The 19846-nt window shown below is 71.9% G+C and carries 20 protein-coding genes; 13 read left to right on the forward strand and 7 right to left on the reverse strand.

All coding sequences use genetic code 11. The features are described 5' to 3' along the window. Positions 1 to 4 precede the first annotated feature (4 nt). Both lpdA and ACIBVQ_RS02215 read right to left on the reverse strand, forming a co-directional pair. Complete coding sequence (gene lpdA / locus ACIBVQ_RS02210; RefSeq protein ID WP_352008815.1) at positions 5 to 1384, reverse strand: dihydrolipoyl dehydrogenase; 1380 nt, start codon at positions 1382 to 1384, stop codon at positions 5 to 7. 210 nt (positions 1385 to 1594) lie between these two features. Continuing rightward, positions 1595 to 3088, reverse strand: coding sequence for a leucyl aminopeptidase (locus ACIBVQ_RS02215; protein WP_386190048.1), 1494 nt, complete (start codon positions 3086 to 3088; stop codon positions 1595 to 1597). Between the two features lie 126 nt (positions 3089 to 3214). Between ACIBVQ_RS02215 and ACIBVQ_RS02220 the strand changes: the two genes are divergently transcribed. The 3 genes from ACIBVQ_RS02220 to ACIBVQ_RS02230 are packed head-to-tail and all read left to right on the forward strand — an operon-like array spanning position 3215 to position 5555. Beyond that, a complete protein-coding gene (locus tag ACIBVQ_RS02220; RefSeq protein WP_362775255.1) occupies positions 3215 to 3562 on the forward strand; it encodes a GntR family transcriptional regulator in 348 nt (115 codons plus the stop codon). 50 nt (positions 3563 to 3612) lie between these two features. Beyond that, positions 3613 to 4590, forward strand: coding sequence for a DUF1648 domain-containing protein (locus tag ACIBVQ_RS02225; protein ID WP_362910553.1), 978 nt, complete (start codon positions 3613 to 3615; stop codon positions 4588 to 4590). 41 nt (positions 4591 to 4631) lie between these two features. Further along, positions 4632 to 5555 (forward strand): lysostaphin resistance A-like protein, encoded by a 924-nt coding sequence (locus tag ACIBVQ_RS02230; RefSeq protein WP_399175083.1) that lies wholly within the window; start codon positions 4632 to 4634, stop codon positions 5553 to 5555. 1 nt (position 5556) lies between these two features. Here the strand turns inward: ACIBVQ_RS02230 and ACIBVQ_RS02235 are convergent, their stop codons facing one another. Together ACIBVQ_RS02235 and ACIBVQ_RS02240 are read right to left on the reverse strand one after the other, a co-directional pair. Further along, entirely contained in the window at positions 5557 to 6336 is a 780-nt protein-coding gene (locus ACIBVQ_RS02235) for an adenosylcobinamide-GDP ribazoletransferase (RefSeq protein ID WP_399175085.1), read from the reverse strand. Between the two features lie 29 nt (positions 6337 to 6365). Then, the gene (locus ACIBVQ_RS02240) at positions 6366 to 7403 is read right to left on the reverse strand and encodes a bifunctional adenosylcobinamide kinase/adenosylcobinamide-phosphate guanylyltransferase (RefSeq protein ID WP_399175087.1); all 1038 of its coding nucleotides are present in this window, start codon (positions 7401 to 7403) and stop codon (positions 6366 to 6368) included. 122 nt (positions 7404 to 7525) lie between these two features. On the opposite strand from ACIBVQ_RS02240, the gene ACIBVQ_RS02245 reads away from it, so the two are divergent. After that, positions 7526 to 7732, forward strand: coding sequence for a hypothetical protein (locus ACIBVQ_RS02245; protein WP_352008822.1), 207 nt, complete (start codon positions 7526 to 7528; stop codon positions 7730 to 7732). Between the two features lie 47 nt (positions 7733 to 7779). Here ACIBVQ_RS02245 and ACIBVQ_RS02250 read toward each other — a convergent pair whose 3' ends face one another. Beyond that, positions 7780 to 8778 (reverse strand): aldo/keto reductase family protein, encoded by a 999-nt coding sequence (locus ACIBVQ_RS02250; RefSeq protein ID WP_386190043.1) that lies wholly within the window; start codon positions 8776 to 8778, stop codon positions 7780 to 7782. A gap of 64 nt (positions 8779 to 8842) precedes the next feature. On the opposite strand from ACIBVQ_RS02250, the gene ACIBVQ_RS02255 reads away from it, so the two are divergent. Further along, positions 8843 to 9985, forward strand: coding sequence for an SMI1/KNR4 family protein (locus tag ACIBVQ_RS02255; RefSeq protein WP_399175091.1), 1143 nt, complete (start codon positions 8843 to 8845; stop codon positions 9983 to 9985). Between the two features lie 55 nt (positions 9986 to 10040). Here the strand turns inward: ACIBVQ_RS02255 and ACIBVQ_RS02260 are convergent, their stop codons facing one another. Continuing rightward, positions 10041 to 10649: a DUF3043 domain-containing protein gene (locus ACIBVQ_RS02260; RefSeq protein WP_352008825.1), complete on the reverse strand. Its 609-nt coding sequence runs from the start codon at positions 10647 to 10649 to the stop codon at positions 10041 to 10043. A 170-nt stretch (positions 10650 to 10819) separates the two neighbouring features. On the opposite strand from ACIBVQ_RS02260, the gene ACIBVQ_RS02265 reads away from it, so the two are divergent. The 7 genes from ACIBVQ_RS02265 (at position 10820) to ACIBVQ_RS02295 (ending at position 18072) form a co-directional block, all read left to right on the forward strand. Then, positions 10820 to 11623: a PspA/IM30 family protein gene (locus tag ACIBVQ_RS02265; protein WP_386190060.1), complete on the forward strand. Its 804-nt coding sequence runs from the start codon at positions 10820 to 10822 to the stop codon at positions 11621 to 11623. Next, positions 11620 to 11898, forward strand: a complete 279-nt coding sequence (locus tag ACIBVQ_RS02270; protein ID WP_352008827.1) for a hypothetical protein — start codon at positions 11620 to 11622, stop codon at positions 11896 to 11898. Before ACIBVQ_RS02265 ends, ACIBVQ_RS02270 begins: the two co-directional genes overlap by 4 nt. Positions 11899 to 11907: 9 nt before the next feature. Next, the gene (gene htpX, locus ACIBVQ_RS02275; RefSeq protein ID WP_399175093.1) at positions 11908 to 12816 is read left to right on the forward strand and encodes a zinc metalloprotease HtpX; all 909 of its coding nucleotides are present in this window, start codon (positions 11908 to 11910) and stop codon (positions 12814 to 12816) included. A 4-nt stretch (positions 12817 to 12820) separates the two neighbouring features. Further along, complete coding sequence (locus tag ACIBVQ_RS02280) at positions 12821 to 13399, forward strand: hypothetical protein (RefSeq protein WP_362910542.1); 579 nt, start codon at positions 12821 to 12823, stop codon at positions 13397 to 13399. 21 nt (positions 13400 to 13420) lie between these two features. Then, positions 13421 to 14896: an alpha/beta fold hydrolase gene (locus ACIBVQ_RS02285; RefSeq protein WP_399175095.1), complete on the forward strand. Its 1476-nt coding sequence runs from the start codon at positions 13421 to 13423 to the stop codon at positions 14894 to 14896. An 82-nt stretch (positions 14897 to 14978) separates the two neighbouring features. Then, positions 14979 to 17234: a serine/threonine protein kinase gene (locus tag ACIBVQ_RS02290; protein ID WP_399175097.1), complete on the forward strand. Its 2256-nt coding sequence runs from the start codon at positions 14979 to 14981 to the stop codon at positions 17232 to 17234. An 88-nt stretch (positions 17235 to 17322) separates the two neighbouring features. Next, positions 17323 to 18072, forward strand: a complete 750-nt coding sequence (locus tag ACIBVQ_RS02295) for an SIMPL domain-containing protein (protein WP_362910536.1) — start codon at positions 17323 to 17325, stop codon at positions 18070 to 18072. A 53-nt stretch (positions 18073 to 18125) separates the two neighbouring features. Here ACIBVQ_RS02295 and nadA read toward each other — a convergent pair whose 3' ends face one another. Next, positions 18126 to 19280, reverse strand: a complete 1155-nt coding sequence (gene nadA / locus ACIBVQ_RS02300; protein WP_352008833.1) for a quinolinate synthase NadA — start codon at positions 19278 to 19280, stop codon at positions 18126 to 18128. Positions 19281 to 19472: 192 nt separating this feature from the next. On the opposite strand from nadA, the gene erpA reads away from it, so the two are divergent. Then, positions 19473 to 19826, forward strand: coding sequence for an iron-sulfur cluster insertion protein ErpA (erpA, locus tag ACIBVQ_RS02305; RefSeq protein ID WP_352008834.1), 354 nt, complete (start codon positions 19473 to 19475; stop codon positions 19824 to 19826). Positions 19827 to 19846 lie beyond the last annotated feature (20 nt).

A 19846-nucleotide genomic window follows, 5' to 3' on the forward strand; every position in this document is an offset into this window, starting at 1 on the left:
CGAACTAGCTGTGAACGTGCAGAGGCTTGCCGGCCAGGGCCAGCATCGCCTCACCGACGGCTTCGGACTGGGTCGGATGCGCGTGGATGAGCTGCGCGACCTCGGCGGGCAGCGCCTCCCAGTTGTAGATCAGCTGACCCTCGGTCACGAGCTCGCCTATACGGCGGCCGACCATGTGCACGCCGAGAACGGGCCCGTCCTTCTCCGAGATGATCTTGACAGCGCCCTGCGTCTGCAGGATCTGGCTCTTGGGGTTGCCCGCGAGGTCGTAGGTGAACTCGACGATCTCGTGACCCCGCTCCCTGGCCTGGGCGGAGGTGATGCCGACCGAGGCGACCTCGGGGTCGGAGTAGGTGATCCTGGGGACACCGGCGTAGTCGATCGGCACCGGGTTGAGCCCGGCGATGTGCTCGGCGACCAGGATGCCCTCGGCGAAGCCCGCGTGGGCCAGCTGCAGGGTGGGGATCAGGTCTCCGACGGCGTAGACGCCGGGGACACTGGTCTGGCAGTACTCGTTCACCACGACGGTGCCCCGCTCGACGGCGACGCCCGCCTCCTCGAAGCCCATGCCCGTCACGACGGCGCCACGGCCGACGGCGACGAGCAGGAGCTCGGCCTCAAGGGTCTTGCCGTTGGCGAGGGTGACGACGACACCGGTGTCGGTGGTCTTGACACCTTCGAAGAAGACGCCGAGCTCCTGCTTGATGCCCCTGCGGCGGAAGGCGCGCTCCAGCAGCTTGGAGCTGGACTCCTCCTCAAGGGGAAGCAGGTGCGGCAGGCCCTCGACGATCGTCACCTCGGCGCCGAAGGAACGCCAGACGCTGGCGAACTCGACGCCGATGACGCCACCGCCAAGGACGATCACCGAGGCGGGCACCCGGTCGAGCTTGAGCGCGTGCTCGCTGGTGATGATCCGCTCACCGTCGATCTCAAGGCCGGGCAGCGACCTGGGCGCGGAGCCCGTCGCCAGCACGACGTTGCGGCCCTCGTAGACGTCGGAGCCGACGGCGATCCGGTTCGGGCCGACCAGGCGGCCCTCACCCTCGACGATCGTGATGCCCTTGCTCTTCAGCAGGCCCTGCACGCCCTTCCAGGCACGCGTGACGATCTTGTCCTTGAATGCGTGGACCGCGGGCACGTCGATGCCCTCGAAGCGGGCCTTGACGCCGTAGGTCTCGCTCTCCCGCGTCTCGTCGGCCACCTCCGCCGAGTGCAGGAGGGCCTTGGTGGGGATGCAACCCCGGTGCAGGCACGTGCCGCCGATCTTGTCCTTCTCGATGAGGACGACCGTCTTGCCAAGCTCGGCCGCCCGCAGAGCGCAGGCGTACCCACCGCTACCGCCCCCCAGGACGACGATGTCGTACGGGCCGCTGCCATCAGCCACAGGAAAGCTCCTTGTCGGATCGAAATACCTTCTCGCGGTCGCGCCCGCTCCGTGTCCCGGGGGCCGCGGACACCCGTCGGTGTCCGCGGCCGTGTCCCGGGGCGCTCGGTTCGCCGCCGCGCCGCTGCCCGCCCCTGGCTCTGCCGCCCGTGGCCTGGCCTCGGCAACCGCATCTTTTCATCTGTCTGTGCCGCTCGTGACCCGCACGGGTCAGCCCGCGTAACGCTCCGCGAGGCCGACGAGGGTGCGGGTGATCGCACCGGTGCCGCCCTTGGGGGTGTAGCCGTGCGCCTCGCCCTTGTTGAAGGCGGGGCCCGCCATGTCGATGTGGGCCCAGCGGACGCCGTCGGGCACGAACTCCCGCAGGAAGATCGCCGCGGTCAGCATGCCGCCCCAGCGCTCGGGGTGCAGGTTGGCGATGTCGGCCACAGGGGAGTCGAGACCCTTGCGGAGTTCCTCGGGCAGGGGCATGCCCCAGGCGCCCTCGCCCTGCTCGCCCGCGACCTCGACGACCTCCTCGCGCAGCGCGTCGTCGTTGGACATGACCCCGGAGGTGCGCCAGCCGAGCGCGACGAGCTGCGCGCCGGTGAGGGTGGCGACGTCCACGATCACGTCGGGGGAGTCCTGCGCGGCCCTGGCGATGCCGTCGATCAGCACCAGGCGGCCCTCGGCGTCGGTGTCGAGCACCTCGACGGTCTTGCCCGCGAAGCTGGTGAACACGTCGGAGGGGCGCTGGGCGGTGCCGCTGGGCATGTTCTCCGCCAGGCAGAGGTAGCCGACGGCGTTGACCTTGAGGCCCAGCTTGGCGATGGCGACGAGCGCGCCGAAGACCGCGCCCGCGCCGCCCATGTCTGACTTCATCCAGTCCATCGAGGCCGACGGCTTGAGCGACAGGCCGCCGGAGTCGAAGGTGATGCCCTTGCCGACGAACGCGACCGTCTTGGCGGCCTCGGGGTGGCTGTAGGCGAGGCGGACCAGGCGGGGCGGGTTGGCCGAGCCCTGGCCGACGGCCACGATGCCGCCGTAGCCGCCCTCCTTGAGGGCCTTCTCGTCCAGCACCTCGACCGAGAGGCCTGCCGCGGAGCCGGTCTGCTCGGCGATCTCGGCGAAGCGGGCGGGCCACAGGTCGGAGGGCGGGGTGTTGACCAGGTCGCGCACGAGAGAGACCGACTCCGAGACGGTGACGGCCCGCTCGACCGCCGCCTGGGCGTCCTCGGCGCCGCTCAGCACGGTCAGCTCCCCGACCGGGGCGGGCTGCTCGCCGTCGGTGCGGTACTTGGTGAAGGAGTAGGCGCCGAGCAGGCCGCCCAGCGCGAGAGCTCCGACCTGCCGGGCGTCCGCCGCGGGCAGGGCGAGCGCGACGCGGGCCGTGCCCGCCAGGGCGCGTACGGCCACGCCGGCCGTACGGCGCAGCGCCTCGGCGTCGTAGCCCGCACCGTCGGCGGGGGCGTCGCCGAGGCCGACGACCACCAGGAGCGGGGCGGCCAGCGCGCCGAAGGTCGGAACCTTGGCGACCTCGCCGGATCTGCCCTTGACGCCTATGGCGTCGAGTGTCGCGGCCAGCTTGCCGTTCAGCGCATCGTCCAGTCCCTCGGCGCCGGGGGCGAGACGGGGACCGTCCTCACCGGAGTGGACGCCGACGACCAGCGCATCGGTTTCGAACGAGACGACGTTGTCAGTTGAATTCACCCGCACAGTGGTCACGCGCCCGATGCTAGCCGTGCTTGCGCCGTACGCATAAACGAGGGTTCGTCCTATGAATTGACTGGACGGCGATGAAGCTACTCGAATTAGCACCATTCGGGCGATGGTGCTAGTGTCGCTATCACTATGTTGCTCTCTTTGGACCTCAACGATCCGCGGCCGCTGCACGACCAGGTCGCGGGGGCGGTCCGCCGCGCCATCGCGGATGGCTCCTACCGGCCGGGCGACCGGCTGCCGCCCGCCCGGGATCTGGCGGACGCGCTGGGCATCAACGCCAACACCGTGCTGCGCGCGCTGCGCGACCTGCGGGACGAGGGGCTGCTGGAGTTCCGCAGGGGCCGGGGGGTCAGCGTGCTCAGCAGGCCGGACGCCAGGGCCGTGCTGGCGGAGGCGGCGCGTGAACTGCTCGCCGAGGCCGACCGGTACGGCTACGGCCCCGAGGAAGTGATCCACATCATCAGGGAGCTGACATGACCCCTCGCGCCACGGCTCCCGACCCGCTCGTCTCTACGGAAGGAGGCGCGATGACCTCCAAGGGCCGCGCCGCCCTCGCCCTCGGCTGGGGCACCCTCGTCACCGCCGCCGTCGCCGGCGTCCCGCTCGCCCTGCGGGACCGTCTGCCCGACCCGCTCGCCACCCACTGGAGCGGCGCGGGCACCCCGGACGGGCACCTCTCCTTCACCGCCTCCCTGTGGGCGGGCCTGGCCCTGTGGGGGGTCGCCTGGGTCGTCCTGACCGCCCTCGCCCTGTGGGGACCGGCGCTCGACACCCGCCTCGGGCGTGCGAGCTGGTCGGGCTTCCTGTTCGGCTGGGCCGTGCTGGCCATCGGCGTGCAGGTCTCGACCGTCGCCGCCAACCTCGACGTCGCCGACTGGCGCCAGGCCGGGTTGCCCCCTTGGCAGGTGGCCGTGGTCGTCTTCGCCGCGCTCGCGGCCGGCGTGCTGGCGGGGGCGCTGGGCAGGGGCGGTCCCGACCCGCGCCGTGACCCGGACGCCCTGCCGGCCGTGCGACTGCGTCCTGGGCGGCGCTCGGTCTGGGTGAGCCGCGCGAGCAACGGCTGGCTGGTCGGGCTTTCCCTGGTGGCCCTGGCCGGAGCCCTGGTCTGCGCGGGGCTCGCCGTGATCGGGCTGCTGTCCGGGCCCGGCCTGGTCGCCCTGGCCGGGCTGTCCCTGGCGGCGCTGCTCGGGCTGGCCACCTGCTCGACCCGTGTCCGGGTCGACGAGAACGGCCTGCGCGTCGGCCTCGGCCCGTTCGGCGGCCTCGCGCGCCGTACGCCCATCGACAGGATCGAGTCCGCCTGGGTCGAGACGCGCAGCCCGGCCGAGGTCGGCGGCTGGGGGATACGGGGCCTGCCCGGCACGGGCCGGGTCACGTTCATGCTGCGCGGTGGCGAGTGCCTGGTCATCCGGCGCGTCACCGGGGGCGAGTTCGCGGTCTCCGTCGACGACGCGAGCCACGGCGCCGCCCTGCTGAACGCCTACGTCGCCGAAGCCGCCCACTGACTCGCGGGACACGTCTGCGAACCCTCCAAGGAAGTGGTGTCATGCCCCGTCGTTCCACGGATCTGTGGTTGTTCCTGATCGTCACGTTCGGCCTGTCCTGGCTTTTCGCCCTGCCGGTCTGGCTGACCGGTTCCCCGCTCGGCTCCCCGTCGCTGGTGGTGACGGCCGCCGTGATGATGTTCACCCCCACGCTCGGCGTCCTGGCCGTCCGGATGTACGGCAGGCACCGGGGCGAGCCGGGCACCACCTGGCGTGAGTGGGCCGGGCGCACCGGCCTGACGCTGGGGGAGCGGCGGGGCCGTACGGCGGCTCTCTTCGCGCTGGCCTGGTTCGGCGTGCCGCTGCTCGTGGTCGTGGCGATCGTGCTCAGCGCCGCCCTGGGGCTGTTCGGTCTCGATCTCGACGGGTTCAGCCTGTTCAGGCAGGGCCTGGAGCAGGCTGCCCCGGGACGGCCCCTGCCGTCGTCGCCGGAGGCGCTGGTCGCCGTCCAGATCGCGCTCGCGGTCTTCCTCGCGCCGCTGGTCAACGTCATTCCGGCCTTCGGCGAGGAGTGGGGCTGGCGGGGGTGGCTGCTGCCGAGGCTGATGCCGCTGGGCACCTGGCGGGCGATCCTGGTCTCCGGGGTGATCTGGGGGGCCTGGCACGCCCCGCTCACCCTGCGCGGCTACAACTACCCGGAACTCGGCGCCTGGGCGGCCCCCTTCTTCGTGGTGTTCTGCGTCGCCTTCGGCGCCCTGCTCGGCTGGCTGCGCCTTCGCTCGGGCAGCGTCTGGCCCGCCGCCGTCGGCCACGGCGCCCTGAACGCCTCCGGAACCCTGATCCTGCTGGTCGCCGACGCGGCGCACCCGCCGAACCTGGTCGTCGCCGGGATCACCGGCCTGGTGGGTTCGGCGCTGGTGGCCGTGCTCTCGCTCCTGCTGTTCACCCGCGCCCCGGTGCGGCCCGCCGTACCGGCGCCGAACTGAGTCAGCCGCCCGTCGCGCACACCACGAGCGCCGCGGCGGTCGCGGTCTCGACGAGCGCGCCGAGCACGTCCCCGGTGACGCCGCCGAGCCGTCGTACGGCCCGCCGCCGCAGGGCCCAGGCCGCCAACAGGCCCACCAGGACGGCGAGGACGGCTCGCGGACCGGCCAGGGCGGCTCCCAGGAGCGTCAGCGCCGTCACCGTGAGCGCGGGGCCGGGCCGTACGGTGCCGGCCACCAGGCTGCCGAGTCCGCCGGGGCGGGCGGCGGGCACTCCGGAACGGCAGGCCCAGGTGAGGGCGAGTCTGCCCGTGGCGCACGCGGTCACCAGCGCGGCGGGGCCCGTTCCCGAGGCCGTCACCTGCGCCAGAGCCGTCACCTGGATCAGCAGGGTGAGGACCAGCGTCACCACACCGAACGGCCCGATGTCGGATTTTTTCATGATGTCGAGCGCCTGTTCGGCGGGTTTGGCGCTGCCCAGCCCGTCGGCCAGGTCGGCCAGCCCGTCCAGGTGCAGGCCCCGGGTGAGCAGCGCCAGGGCCGCGACGGCCAGCGCCGAGGCGAGCGGGGGAGCCAGGCCGAGCCACACCGCCACGGCGAGCACGGCCGCGCAGGCACCGCCGAGCAGCGCCCCGGCGAAGGGGGCGACCGTCATCGCGACGCCCCCGGCCCGGCGGTCGACGACCCCGATCCCGGCGGGCAGGACGCTCAGCGTCCCGGCCGCCAGGCGCAGGCCGTCGGCGAACGTCGAGGGCCGCCCCTCCGGCGGCGGGTCACCGGGCACGGTCGTCGGTCCTCATCAGGCGGTCCTCATCAGACGGGCAGGGGCATCGGGCGGCCCGCGACGACCAGGGCGACGTCCTCGGACTCGGCGGCCAGCCGTCGGTTCAGCGCGCCGAGGGCGTCGCGGAACATCCGGCCGCTCGCCGTCGCGGGCACCACGCCGAGCCCGACCTCGTCGGAGACCGCGACCACCCGGCGGCGGACCCGCCGCCAGGCCTCGACCAGCTCGTCGAAGCGGGCCTCGACCGCGGGAAGGCCGTGATCACCGGACCAGGCCCCGCACTCGTCGAAGACCGCGGCGACCCAGGTCCCGAGCCCGTCGACGAGCAGCGGAACCGGTGAGTCACGCAGCAGCCCGGCCAGGTCGGTGCTCTCGACCGTCTCCCAGCGGGCGGGCCTGCGTTCCCGGTGCGCCCTGACCCGGCGGGCCCACTCGTCGTCCCCGTCGCCGCTCGGGCCGGTCGCCACGTAGCGGACCTCGGGTTCGGCCGCCAGCCTCAGCTCCGCCTCGGCCGACTTGCCCGAGCGGGACCCGCCGAGCAGCAGCGTCCGCCGGGGAGGTGCGCAGGGGGCGGGCGCGGGCTCGTCCAGGTCGAGGACCGTCCCGTCGGGTACGGTCCGCACGCCCCACAGCGCGGTCCGCCTGGACAGCTCCGCCTCGGAGGGCACCCGGTGGTCCAGGTGTGCGGCGACCACGTGGGTCGCGTCGGTGACCAGGCCCCGGCGGCGCAGGCCGCCGAGCAGCTCGGGCCGGTCGAGCACGTCGACCAGCACCAGGTCGCACGCCCGCCCGGCGGGACCGTCCAAGGACCGGACATGGGGCGGGACGGCGTACAGGACGCGGTGGCCGCCGGGGCAGGTGAGCAGCAGGCCGCCCGGGTCGGCGAAGACCCGGTGCCCCGCCGGGAGGGGGCCGCCGGACAGGTCGTGCGGGAGCCGTACCGCTCCGTCGAGGAGGATCTCGGCGGGGCGCCGGTCGCCGGGGGAGAGGCGGGAGCACGAGGCGCATCCGCATCCGGGAACCGGCCATCCCTCGGCGCCCGCCGTACCGGAGAACAGGACCTTCACGGGCCCAGCGTACGGCCAACCCCCGGGGCGGCCTCGGGCGATGTAGGGTTCGCTGAGCCGCCGGAAAGACGTCGGGAAGACACCGGAAGGCACAGCCGGACCTCTGAGAAGGAGCGCGTGGCATGACGTGGCACTGGCGTTACGAAGACGCGAACGGCGGCGAGGTGACCGAGGGGGTCACGCCGTCCGACGCGTTCCCCAGCCAGGCGGACGCGGAGTCGTGGCTCGGCGAGAGCTGGCGTGAGCTGCTCGACGCGGGTGTCGAGAGCGTCACGCTCCTTGAGGACGGCCGGGTCGAGTACGCGAACATGTCGCTGCGCCCCGAGTGAGCCGTGCTCTCCCGTGGCTCCTGCCGGGGCCACGGGAGAGGGGTGAGCTAGGGGCGCTTCTGCGGGCTCACGGTCTTGGCCGGGTCGCGTTCGGCCACGGCGCCGATGATCTCGTCGATCCTGGCGAGCACGTCCTCACCCAGCTTGACCCCGGAGGCCCCGACGTTGTCGCGGACCTGCTCGGGCCTGGTCGCGCCGACGATCGCCGAGGACACGTTCGGGTTCTGCAGCACCCACGCGACCGCGAGCTGGGCCATGGTCAGGCCGAGGTCGGAGGCGATCGGCTTGAGCTGCTGGACCCGGGTGAGCAGGTCGTCGTCCATCATCCGGGAGATGAAGCCGCCTCCGGTGGGGTCGGTGGCCCTGGATCCGGCGGGCGGGGGCTGACCCGGGAGATACTTGCCGGTGAGCACGCCCTGGGCGATCGGGGACCAGACGACCTGGCCGAGGCCCTCCTTCTCGCACAGCGGCACGACCTCGGCCTCGATGACCCGCCACAGCATCGAGTACTGCGGCTGGTTGGAGACCAGGCGGTCGAAGCCCATGTCGTCGGCGATCCGCAGCGCCGCGGCGATCTGGTCCGCGGTCCACTCGCTGACGCCGACGTAGAGGACCTTGCCCTGCCGTACGAGGTCGTCGAAGGTCTTGAGGGTCTCTTCGAGCGGAGTCTCGTAGTCGAACCGGTGGGCCTGGTAGAGGTCCACGTAGTCGGTCTGCAGGCGGCGCAGCGAGCCGTGGATCGACTCGGTGATGTGCTTGCGCGACAGGCCGCGGTCGTTGGGGCCGCTTCCGGTCGGCCAGTAGACCTTGGTGAAGATCTCCAGGGACTCGCGGCGCACACCCTTCAGCGCCCGGCCGAGCACCTCCTCTGCCTTGGTGCCCGCGTAGACGTCCGCGGTGTCGAAGGTGGTGATCCCCTCGTCGAGGGCCGCCCGCACGCACTCCTTGGCGGCGTCCTCCTCGACCTGGGAGCCATGGGTGATCCAGTTGCCGTAGCTGATCTCACTGACCTTGAGGCCGCTACGGCCGAGGTGACGGAATTCCATGCCCTGACCCTAGTAGGCGTCATAGAACAGAGGGATTCGGGATACTCTGCCCGGCGTGTCGCGGTTGATCACTTCTAGATGGGTACGGCTCGCACTGGTGGCCGCCGTGGTGACGGCGGTCGTCGTGGCGGTCCTGCGCCTGCGCCGTCCTCCGGCGGTCCGGCGTCAGGAGGGCCTTCCCGAACCGTCCCGCGCCGAGACCGCCGCGGCCCCCGGCGTGTGGGCGGCCCCCGAACCGAGGGCGTGGCCTCCCGCCCCGATCCTCGGCACGCCGAACGCCGAGATCCTCAAGGGGTACGCGACCGTCACCAGGCCTCCCGCCTTCCTCACCCGGCAGGCCGTACCGCGCACGCCGCTCGACGGGGCCGCCAGGCGCATGCTGACCCGCTGGGCCGCGGCCGCGTGCGCGCTGGGCCTGCTGGCCGTGGGCGCCCAGGTCCTGGACGACGCGGTCTTCTCCGGCAGGAGGCACGCGGGGGAGCCGTGCGCGGGGGAGACGGTCTGCCAGAGGGCCGCGGCGCCGGTGACGGAGATCCTGGAGACGCCCGCGCCGGCCGTCCCGGACGCCGACTGCGACCCGGCGGCGCGTACCCCGCACCGCAGGCCGGTCAGCCCCAGGGTGACCAGGGCGGTCGACCGGCAGTGGAACAGGATAGAGAGGTGGCTGAGGGCCAACACCCCGCGGACCTACCGCGCGCTCAGCGCCCCCGCCAGGTCCGGGACCATCGCCGTCGCCGAGGCTCAGATGGGCCTGCGCCTGCCCGACGACCTGCGCGCCTCCCTGCTGCGGCACAACGGCGGGGCGCCTCTCCTGATGGGGGAGAGCCCGCTGGACGTCAGAGGGATCCGCGACACCTGGCGGACGCTGTGCCAGGTCGACGGCGTCGACGGATACACGGGTGAGGAGATCGGAGAGAGGTCGGAGTGGTGGGACGGGCGGATGATCCCGTTCACCGCGGACGGCACCGGTTGCCATCTGCTCATCGACTCGGTCGCGCGCGACGTGGGAGGAAAGTGCGAGGACGAGCCGATCGGCTTCACGCCGGGCGGGGTTCGCCTGAGGTCCTACTACGCGCTGCTGAAGGCGACCGCCGACGCGCTGGAGACCGGCGGGAGGATCGGTTACTGGAGGCCGAGGGCGGCCGGTGGCGCGCTGGACTGGGAGATCGTCGACGCCGGAGCCGAGGCCGAGTACGCCGATCCGTGACATGCCGTGACATGCCACGGGCCCCGGTCCGTGTGGACGGGGCCCGTTCCGCGTTCTACTTCTTGGGCGGGACCGGCTTGCCGCCGGGCAGGAGGGTCGGCGGCGGGAAGCGCAGCTTGCGGATCTGCAGCGCGCGCATCGCGGCGTAGAAGCCGATGCCCTTGAGGTTGTCCGAGGGGAACTTCTCCTCGGCCAGCCGCTTGATCTTCCAGCCCACCCAGATCGAGGTCATCAGCACGCCGATCATCATGAGCGGCCAGCCGATCGTGATGACGGCGACGTAGATCTGGCCGCGGATCTGCTCGGGGAAGGGAACCCAGGTCACCAGCAGGATGAACAGGGAGAAGGGCAGGAAGTACTGACTGGGCAGGCGCCGGGAGTCGACCCAGTCCCGGGCGAACTTGCGGGCCGGGCCCCGGTCACGCGCGGGGAAGTATCGCTCGTCGCCACGCAGCATGCCCTCGCGGGCCTTGACGCGCTCGGTGGCCTGGCGCTCACGGAGCTGCCGGTAGGCCTCCTTGCGGTTCTGGGGGGCGTTCACCGGCTGACGGCGGCGCCCCTCGGCGTCGCGGCGCTTGGGTGTGGGACGCCCCTTGCCCGCAGGCTTAGGATCGTTGACGGAGACGGGGGAGTCGTCCGCGGTGGTCTGGGTACGTCGGAACACATCGTCAGCCTACCGGGAGTGCAACTTAGTGACGCCCTCGTGCGTTATGCGTAGGGTGAACCTAGGTGGCTCCGGTGCTTAGCTTGGGGGGCTGGAATCACTGGGGTGACCCGAAGCGCATTTGAAGAAGGGGACGGCCGACGCGCATGAGCGTGATGAAGAGACTTTCAATGATCTTCAAGTCCAAGGCGAACAACGCCTTGGACAAGATGGAGGATCCGCGCGAGACCCTCGACTACTCCTACCAGCGTCAGTTGGAGTTGTTGCAGAAGGTGCGCCGTGGTGTGGCCGATGTCGCCACCTCGCGCAAGCGGGTGGAACTGCAGATCAACCAGATCGAGGCTCAGGCACGCAAGCTTGAGGAGCAGGGCCGTAAGGCGCTGGGGGTCGGCCGTGAGGACCTGGCCCGTGAGGCGCTGACCCGCCGGTCGAGCCTGCAGACCCAGATCGCCGAGCTCCGGGTGCAGCACGACAACCTCCAGGGCGAGGAGGAGAAGCTCACCACCGCCTCGCACCGCCTGCAGGCCAAGGTCGACTCCTTCCGTACGCGCAAGGAGACGATCAAGGCGACCTACACCGCCGCCGAGGCGCAGACCCGCATCAACGAGGCCTTCTCCGGCATCTCCGAGGAGATGGGCGACGTCGGCCTGGCGATCCAGCGGGCCGAGGACAAGACCGCCTCGATGCAGGCCCGCGCGGGCGCCATCGACGAACTGCTCGCCAGCGGCGCGCTCGACGACTTCAGCGGCCAGCGCGGCGACGACATCCAGGCCGAGCTCGACCGCATGGGCGGCGGGCACGACGTGGAGCTGGAGATCGCCCGGATGAAGGCCGAGCTCGGCCAGGGCCCCGCACCGAAGAGCGCGATCGAGCAGGGCCCGTCCCAGCAGGGCTACCAGCAGCAGCCTCACCAGCAGCCGCAGCAGCAGCCCCAGGGCACCCAGCAGTTCCGCCAGCCGGGGGAGGGGCTGTGATCGTACGAATCATGGGCGAGGGGCAGATCGCCATCGACGAGGCCGACCTCGACGTTCTCAACACCCTCGACGGCGAGCTTGAGGCCGCCATCGCCGCCGAGGACGAGGCCGCCTTCCGGAGCAGGCTGCACGACCTGCTCGACAAGGTCCGCCACGTCGGCAAGGCGCTTCCCGACGACAGTCTGGAGCCGTCCGAGCTGATTTTGCCTCCGGCAGACGCTTCCATGGACGAAGTGCGGGAGATGCTCGGTGATGAGGGCCTGATTCCCGGATAGTTTGGGCATATGGCACATACCCGGTTCGCCCCGGACCGGGGCCTGACCAACCGCATGGTCCTGACCATGTTCCTGCTGGGCCTGCTCTACGTCGTGTTCGTCGGCGTACTGGTGGCGCTGGGCGTCCAAGCCGTCGTGGTGCTGCTCATCGCGGGTGCCATGCTCCTGGTGCAGTACTTCATGTCCGACCGCATCGCGTTGTTCGCGATGCACGGGCGTGTCGTCGGCCCCCAGGAGGCGCCGGAGCTGCACGGCGTGATCGACCGGCTCTGCGCCATGGCCGACATGCCCAAGCCGCGGGTGGCGATCGCCGACTCGGACGTCCCGAACGCGTTCGCCACCGGCCGCAACCAGAAGAACGCCGTGGTCTGCGCGACCACGGGCCTGCTGCGGCGCCTGGACCGCGCCGAGCTCGAAGGCGTGCTCGCCCACGAGATGTCCCACGTGGCCCACCGTGACGTCGCGGTGATGACGATCGCCTCGTTCCTGGGCATCGTCGCCGGGCTGATGACCAGGGTCGCGCTCTACAGCGGTCTCGGTGGGCGCAGGGACAACCAGAACGGGCCGCCGATCGGCCTGATCGTGATGCTGGTCTCCGTCCTGGTCTACGCGGTCAGCTTCCTGCTCACCCGTGCCCTGTCGCGCTACCGCGAGCTGGCCGCCGACCGCGCGGGGGCGCTGCTGACCCAGCGGCCGTCGGCCCTGGCCAGCGCGCTGGTCAAGGTCTCCGGTGACATGGCCCGTATCCCGACCAGGGACCTGCGCGAGGCGGAGCCGTTCAACGCGTTCTTCTTCGTCCCCGCGCTCGCGGGTCGCGCGGGAGCCTCCCTGGCCTCGCTGCTGGCCACCCACCCCCCGCTCGACCGGCGTCTTGAGCAGCTGCGGAGGATCTCCGGCCAGCTCGGCCAGGGGGGGTGAGCCGGTGGCCAGATGGTGGGACGCGCTGCTCGGCCGTACCGACCCCGTCAAGCCCGACCTGGACGCGCTGTTCGCGCTGCCCTCGGCCGCGGTGACCCTGCAGGCCGCGACCGGCCTTGAGCCGAACGGGGTGGGGTCCGTCTGCTTCCGCCCCGCGGAGGGCGGGGCGTTCAGCGCGCTGGAACACGACGTCGTGGAACTGCTCGCCACAGGCGAGGGACCGCCGGTCGAGGAGGTCAGGGACTCCTACGGCTACACCTGGCTGGTGGTGCGCCGCGACCCCGGCGCGCTCGGCGGCCTGGTCACCGACCTGCACGCGGTCAACTCCTCCCTGGAGGTGGCGGGCTTCGGCCCGTCCCTGCTCTGCTCGCTGGTCACCTTCACCGGCTCGGCCTCCCCGGGAGGGGGGATCGCGTTGGTCTACCTCTACAAACGGGGCACCTTCTACCCGTTCGCGCCGATGCCCGGCCAGCGCAGGGACAACCCGCTGGAGCTTCAGGTGCGCGGCGCGCTCGCCGGGGAGCTGAAGATCGAGCCCGACCTCGGCCGCTGGTTCCCCCTCTGGGGCGCCCCCGGGCTGTGACCGGTGCGCTCCAGGCGAGGTGTGACGAAGGCCGCCGCCCTGGCGTTCCTCCTGGCGGGCCTGTGTTACACGGCCTGGGCGCCGCTGCAGTTCCTCAACCCGCGGGTGGACCGTTCCCTCTCCTATCTCAGCGAACTGGCCGCCGTGGACCAGCCGTGGTCGTGGCTGGTGCGCTGCGCCGACGTGCTGGCCGGGGCCGCCTGTCTGGCGGGGGTCGCCCTGGCGCCCGACGAGCGTCCCGGTGGGGCGGGCGCGGCCGGCTGGCTCGGCCTGGCGCTGTTCGGGACGATGACGGTGCTGGACGCGGGTGTCTTCCCGCTGGACTGCGCGGTGCTGAGCGACCCCTCGTGTGCCGCGGCGGAGGCGGCGGGCCGTCTGTCCGTCTCCCACACCGTCCACGCGGCGGTCAGCTCCCTGGCCCTCGCGGGGGCCGGGCTCAGCCTCGTCGCGCTGCCGGTGAGCGCGCTGCGGCGCCGCCGCCTGCTCCCGCTGGGGTACGGCGGTGCCGTACTGGCCGTTCTGATGGCCGCCGCGACGGCGTGGACACTCACCCTGGTCGCCGAGACGGAGGAAGGCGTGCCCGGTGTCCCCGTCGGTCTCGCCCAGCGTCTGCAGGTCGGGGTCGTGGCGCTCTGGCTGCTGCTGGCCGGGGCCGCGCTGTGGCGCGACAGGACACGCGTGGTCCCGCAGAGGTCGCACGTCCTGCTCCAGGGGACGGGAACGCCGCCGGTGGTGATCTGCGCGGGAATGGCCGGGGCGTGGTTCCACTGGGACCGGGTCGCCGAGGACCTTCGCTCCGACCACCTGGTGATCCGTTTCGACCGTCCCGGCCTCGGGCTCAGCTCGGGCCACCCGGGGCCGCCGTCCCTGGCCGAGGAGGCGGGACGGATCGCCGCGCTGGCGCGCAGGCCGATCGTGGTCGGTCACTCCGTCGCGGCCTTCCACGCCGAGGCCTTCGCCAGACTCAACCCCGGCGGGGTCGCGGGCCTGGTCCTGGTCGATCCGAGCTGCGAACGGCCGGCCGGGCACGGGGACGGGACACGGGCCGCACAGGGGGCCGCACGGGGGGCCGTGCGCGGTGCCGTGCAGAGGGCACTGCCCGCGTTGGGCGGGACGTTCGGCGCGACCGCGCTCGCCCGTCTGGTCCTGCCTCCGGCGCACCGCCTCCTCATGGGGCCGCACGAGGAGGCCGGGCTCGTGTACGGCAGGGGCCGGGTGCTGGCCGCGGCACTGGCCGAGTGGCTCGCCTACCCGGAGATGGCCGCGGAGCTCGACGAACTACGCCGCGCCCGCCCCCTGCCCCCGGTCCCGGTCGTCGTGCTCAGCGCGGGATCCGGCGACGCCTGCCACCGCGACCTGGCCCGGCTGCTCGGCGCCCGGCTGGTCCCGCTGGCGGACAGCGGGCACGAGGTACAGCTCGACCGGCCGGAGGCGGTCGCCGAGGCGGTCAGGACACTCGACGTCCCGCGCGACACACCTCCCGTGGCCGGGCACTGATGCACTGACCGTGACTATTTGCCGTCACAATGGAGCCTAAAAGGCCCCTAAAGGGAGGGTAGGTATGCCGGACCTTGCGTCCTTGCGGTCTGGAGATCCCGAGCAGGTCCGGGAGTACCGGCTCACCGCGCGGCTCGGCGAGGGCGGGCAGGGAACGGTCTACCTCGGCGTCTCCCCGACGGGTGCCCAGGTCGCGGTCAAACTGCTGCGGGCCGATCTGGCACAGGACGTCGAGGCGATGGAGCGCTTCGTCCGCGAGGTCAGCACGGCCAGACGGGTCGCGCCGTTCTGCACCGCCGCGGTCATCGACACCGGGATGGACCGTAACCGCCCCTACATCGTCAGCGAGTACATCGACGGCCCGACGCTGGCGGAGGTCGTGGCCGCCGAGGGGCCGCGTGAGGGCTCGGCGCTGCACCGCCTGGCGATCGGCACGGTGACCGCGCTCGTCGCGATCCACCAGGCGGGGATCGTGCACCGGGACTTCAAGCCGTCCAACGTGCTGCTGGCCCCCGACGGGCCCCGGGTGATCGACTTCGGCATCGCCAAGGCGCTGGACCGGACCTCGACGCTGACCGCCACGGCGATCGGCACCCCCTCCTACATGACGCCCGAGCAACTCGCCGGGGAGACGGCGGGGTCGCCCGCGGACATGTTCGCCTGGGGATGCACGATGGTCTTCGCGGCCACCGGCAGTCCTCCGTTCGGCACGGACAGCCTGCCCGCGATCTTCAACCGCATCATGAACCTTGAGCCCGACCTGCGGGCCATCGCCGACCCGGCGCTGCGCGAACTGGTCGGCCAGTGCCTGGCCAAGGACCCCGCCGTACGGCCGAGCGCGGGGGACGCCCTGCTGCGGCTGCTCGGTCACGCGGGCACCGTACCGGGCGGCATGCCGGGCACCGCGGCGGGAACCGTCCCAGGCACCGCGGCACCGGCGGCGCCCGGGGGCATCCTCGCCGAGGGGTCGGCCGCCGCCGCCCAGCGGACGGGCCCCGGCGGGTACGGCCAGGCGCCCCCTCAGCAGCCCCAGTTCCCCCAGCAGCACCACCAGCAGCCCGGACCGCCCGTCCAGGAGGCCTACCCGCAGGCTCCGTTCTACGGCCGCCCCGACCAGACGGGGCCCGGCGCGCTGGGAACGGTCCCGGCGGGACGGCCGTCCTACCCGGTTCCCGGGCCCGGTTACCCGCAGTCGCCCGCGCCGGGCTACCCGCCCCACGGGGCGGCGCCGTACGGGAACAAGGGGCGGCGGGGGGTCTGGATCGCGCTCGCGGCGGGCCTCGTCGTCCTGCTGGCCGGGGGCGGCCTCGCGCTGACGCTGGTGAACGGGGAGCCGGAGACGGGCAGCGAGACGGGCGTGATCGACGTCGCGGAGACCGGTGACCCGGTGAAGCCGGACCGGAGCGACGCGCCGCCGACGCAGGACCCCACGGTCGCCGACCCGCCGCGGCAGACGAACAAGATCAAGCTGCCGGGCAGTTCGATCACGCTCCACGAGAACCCGGACGACCCGATCAAGCTCACCGCCTACAGCCTCGACTGGGACAAGACCCTCTACACGCGTTCCCGGGCCGGCGCCTTCAGCAAGAACGACAAGTACTTCCAGTACGTGGTCAACACCGAGGGCACCAAGGCACTGGGGGTCGACAGGCAGTACGACTCGGGCAACTACGCCGTCGTCTCCCTCGTCGACCGGAGCGACAACTCCGTGACGCCGCTCAGGATCGCCAAGACGCCGGTCTACGCGACCGTCCCCCAGTGGTCCCCGGACGGCACCCGTGGCCTGGTGACGCTGTACGAGTCGGCGGGCAAGACCAGCAAGGAGTACGGCTACGCGATCATCGACATAGCCAAGAAGAAGGTCAGGACCGTCCGGGTCAAGGAGAAGGACGCCGGGAAGTGGAGCTACTTCTGGCGGGGGGACGGCAAGGCGGTCGGCACCTGGGCGCTCACCGGCAAGACCAAGCGCATCCGCTTCTACGACCTGCAGGGCACGGTCCTGCAGACCCTGCTCGACGTGGGCACCCCGCTCACCGTCGAGGGCGACGACGTCTCCCCCTCGGGCACGTTGATCATGACCTACTGCAAGCAGGACGACAAGAAGGTCTGCGTCTGGTCCACCGTCGCCGACGCGGACGCCCAGCACCGGGTCCCGTTCGAGACCGACCGGCTCATCGGCTGGTACGACGACACGCACATCGCGGGCTGGCGGCGCAAGGGGAGCGGCTACGAGGCCGTGGTGATCGACTTCGAGGGACGCGTCAAGCGGGTCCTGGCCACCACGACCAACGCCGAGGAGTACAAGAAGCAGTACATGCGCTTCACCCGCGCCGACTGACGGCCCGATCCCCAAGTCTCCGCAAGACACGGCGGACGGCGCCGGGCTTCTCCCCGGCGCCACCGCTCCGCCGTGGTGCCATGAGCCTATGATCAAGTTGTCTCACATCACGGCCGCGGGGGCCGCCGTGGCCGCCGCGGTGTTCGTCACCGCGGGGCCGCTCGGCGGGGCCGCGTCCGCAGACACCGCTTTCGGCACCGCTTTCGACACCGGGAGGACGGTCATGGAGGAGAACCGAGACCAGGTGACGGTCGTGGGGGAGGGCAGCGTCTCCTCGGCTCCCGACGTCATGCGCCTGAACACCGGTGTCGAGGTGCGCCACGCGAGCGCGAGCCAGGCCTTCGCCGAGGCCAGGGCCGCCGCGGCCAGGCTGACCACGGCGCTGAGGGGGGTGGGCGTCGCCGCCGAGGACCTGCGCACGAACGAGTTGTCCCTGGGGCCCGAGTACGAGACCTACCCCAAGGTCTCCGCCTACCGGGCGGCCCAGGGCGTCGAGGCCGTGGTGCGTGACCTGGAGAGCGCCGACAGGGTCATCGAGGCCGCGGTGGCCGTGGGTGAGGAGGTGCGCCTGAACGGCCTGTCCTTCGAGGTCTCCGACAGCCGTGGCGCGCTCGGGGCGGCACGCGACCTGGCCTTCGCCGACGCCAGGGCCCGCGCCGAGCAGTACGCGAGGCTGGCGGGCCGCCGGCTGGGCCGGGTCGTGGCGATCGCCGAGGAGAACGTCACCCCGCCCAGGCCGGTGTCCTACGGGGCGGGGTTCGCCGCGGAGAAGGCCTCCGTCAGCCCCGGCCAGCAGACCGTCTCCGTCAGCGTCAGGGTGGTCTACGGGCTCGACTGAGCCCCGCTGAGCCCCGCCCGGGGCCCCACAGCGGGGGCCCCGGCGAAAGAGGGTCAGGGCAGGGCGAGCATGCGGTCCAGGGCGACCTTGGCCCAGCGGGTGGTCTCCGGGTCCACGGTGATCTGGTTGACCGTCTGGCCCGCCGCCAGCGACTCCAGCGCCCACACCAGGTGCGGCAGGTCGATCCGGTTCATCGTCGAGCAGTAGCAGACGGTCTTGTCGAGGAACGTCACGTTCTTGTCGGGGAACATCTGCCCCAGCCGCTTGACCAGGTTCAGCTCGGTGCCGACCGCCCAGGACGACCCGGCGGGGGCCTCCTTCAGCCTGTTGATGATGTACTCGGTCGATCCGACGTAATCGGCCTTGGTGACGACCTCGTGCCTGCACTCGGGGTGGACCAGCACGTTGACGCCGGGGATGCGCTCACGCACCTCGTCGACGCACTCGGCGGTGAAACGGCCGTGGACCGAGCAGTGCCCCTTCCACAGGATCATCTTGGCGTTCTGGAGCTGCTCGGCGGTCAGGCCGCCGTTGGGCCGGTGCGGGTTGTAGACGACGCAGTCGTCGAGGGACAGGCCCATCTCCAGCACCGCGGTGTTGCGCCCCAGGTGCTGGTCGGGCAGGAACAGCACCTTCTCCCCACGGGAGAAGGCCCATTCGAGGGCGCGCCTGGCGTTGGAGGAGGTGCACACGGCGCCGCCGTTGCGCCCGCAGAAGGCCTTGATGTCGGCGCTTGAGTTCATGTAGGTGACCGGGACGGTCGTCTCGGCGATCCCGGCGTCCTGCAACGCCTCCCAGCACTCCTCGACCTGGTCGAAGGTGGCCATGTCCGCCATCGAGCACCCGGCGGCCATGTCGGGCAGCACGACCTTCTGGTCGTCGTTGGTGAGGATGTCGGCGGACTCGGCCATGAAGTGCACGCCGCAGAAGACGATGTACTCGGCCTGCGGCCTGGCCGCGGCGTCGCGGGCCAGTTTGAAGGAGTCGCCGGTCACGTCGGCGAACTGGATGACCTCGTCACGCTGGTAGTGGTGGCCGAGGACGAAGACCCGCTCCCCGAGCGCCGCCTTGGCCCGCCTGGCACGCTCGACGAGCGCCGGGTCCGAGGCGGTCGGCAGCTCCCCGGGACAGTCGACACCGCGCTCGCTGTGCGGGTCTGTCCCCCTGCCGAGGACGAAAAGCGGAAGGCCGGTCTCGGTGGTCGTCACGACCACACCCCCTTATCGTCGAACTGACGACTAATGATGACACACGCCTCCGGGGGTTTTATTCCGGGGTGGGGAAGGGCCGAAGCCCCAGGAATGTGTAGCGGTCTGCACGTGTTGGTAGCGTCTAAGAAGGACGTCACACACAGACAGCCGACCCGTCCGGGCGGCTGACGCAGACGCGGGAGTCACCACATGTCGGTTGAGAGCAGCGAGACCAAGACGCAGGGCCTGGTCCTCAGTGACGCGGCCGCGGCCAAGGTCAAGAGCCTGCTGGAGCAGCAGGGCGAGGAAGGCCTCAAGCTGCGCGTGGCCGTGCAGCCCGGTGGCTGCTCGGGCCTGCGCTACCAGCTCTTCTTCGACGACCGTTCGATGGACGGCGACGTCGTCTCGGACTTCGACGGTGTCAGCGTTGTCACCGATCGGATGAGCGCGCCGTACCTCGGTGGCGCGACCATCGACTTCGTCGACACGATCGAGAAGCAGGGCTTCACGATCGACAACCCGAACGCCACCGGTTCCTGTGCCTGCGGCGACTCGTTCAACTAACGGACGCACGCGGACAGTCC

Origin of the sequence: Streptosporangium sp. NPDC049376, from assembly GCF_044466505.1 — a bacterium.
GTDB lineage: Bacteria > Actinomycetota > Actinomycetes > Streptosporangiales > Streptosporangiaceae > Streptosporangium.

Coding starts and splice junctions, on each gene's coding strand:
- ACIBVQ_RS02220 (WP_362775255.1), top strand. CDS start 3,215: ATGTTGCTCTCTTTGGACCTCAACGATCCGCGGCCGCTGCACGACCAG.
- ACIBVQ_RS02225 (WP_362910553.1), top strand. CDS start 3,613: ATGACCTCCAAGGGCCGCGCCGCCCTCGCCCTCGGCTGGGGCACCCTC.
- ACIBVQ_RS02230 (WP_399175083.1), top strand. CDS start 4,632: ATGCCCCGTCGTTCCACGGATCTGTGGTTGTTCCTGATCGTCACGTTC.
- ACIBVQ_RS02245 (WP_352008822.1), top strand. CDS start 7,526: ATGACGTGGCACTGGCGTTACGAAGACGCGAACGGCGGCGAGGTGACC.
- ACIBVQ_RS02250 (WP_386190043.1), bottom strand. CDS start 8,778: ATGGAATTCCGTCACCTCGGCCGTAGCGGCCTCAAGGTCAGTGAGATC.
- ACIBVQ_RS02265 (WP_386190060.1), top strand. CDS start 10,820: ATGATCTTCAAGTCCAAGGCGAACAACGCCTTGGACAAGATGGAGGAT.
- htpX (WP_399175093.1), top strand. CDS start 11,908: ATGGCACATACCCGGTTCGCCCCGGACCGGGGCCTGACCAACCGCATG.
- ACIBVQ_RS02295 (WP_362910536.1), top strand. CDS start 17,323: ATGATCAAGTTGTCTCACATCACGGCCGCGGGGGCCGCCGTGGCCGCC.
- erpA (WP_352008834.1), top strand. CDS start 19,473: ATGTCGGTTGAGAGCAGCGAGACCAAGACGCAGGGCCTGGTCCTCAGT.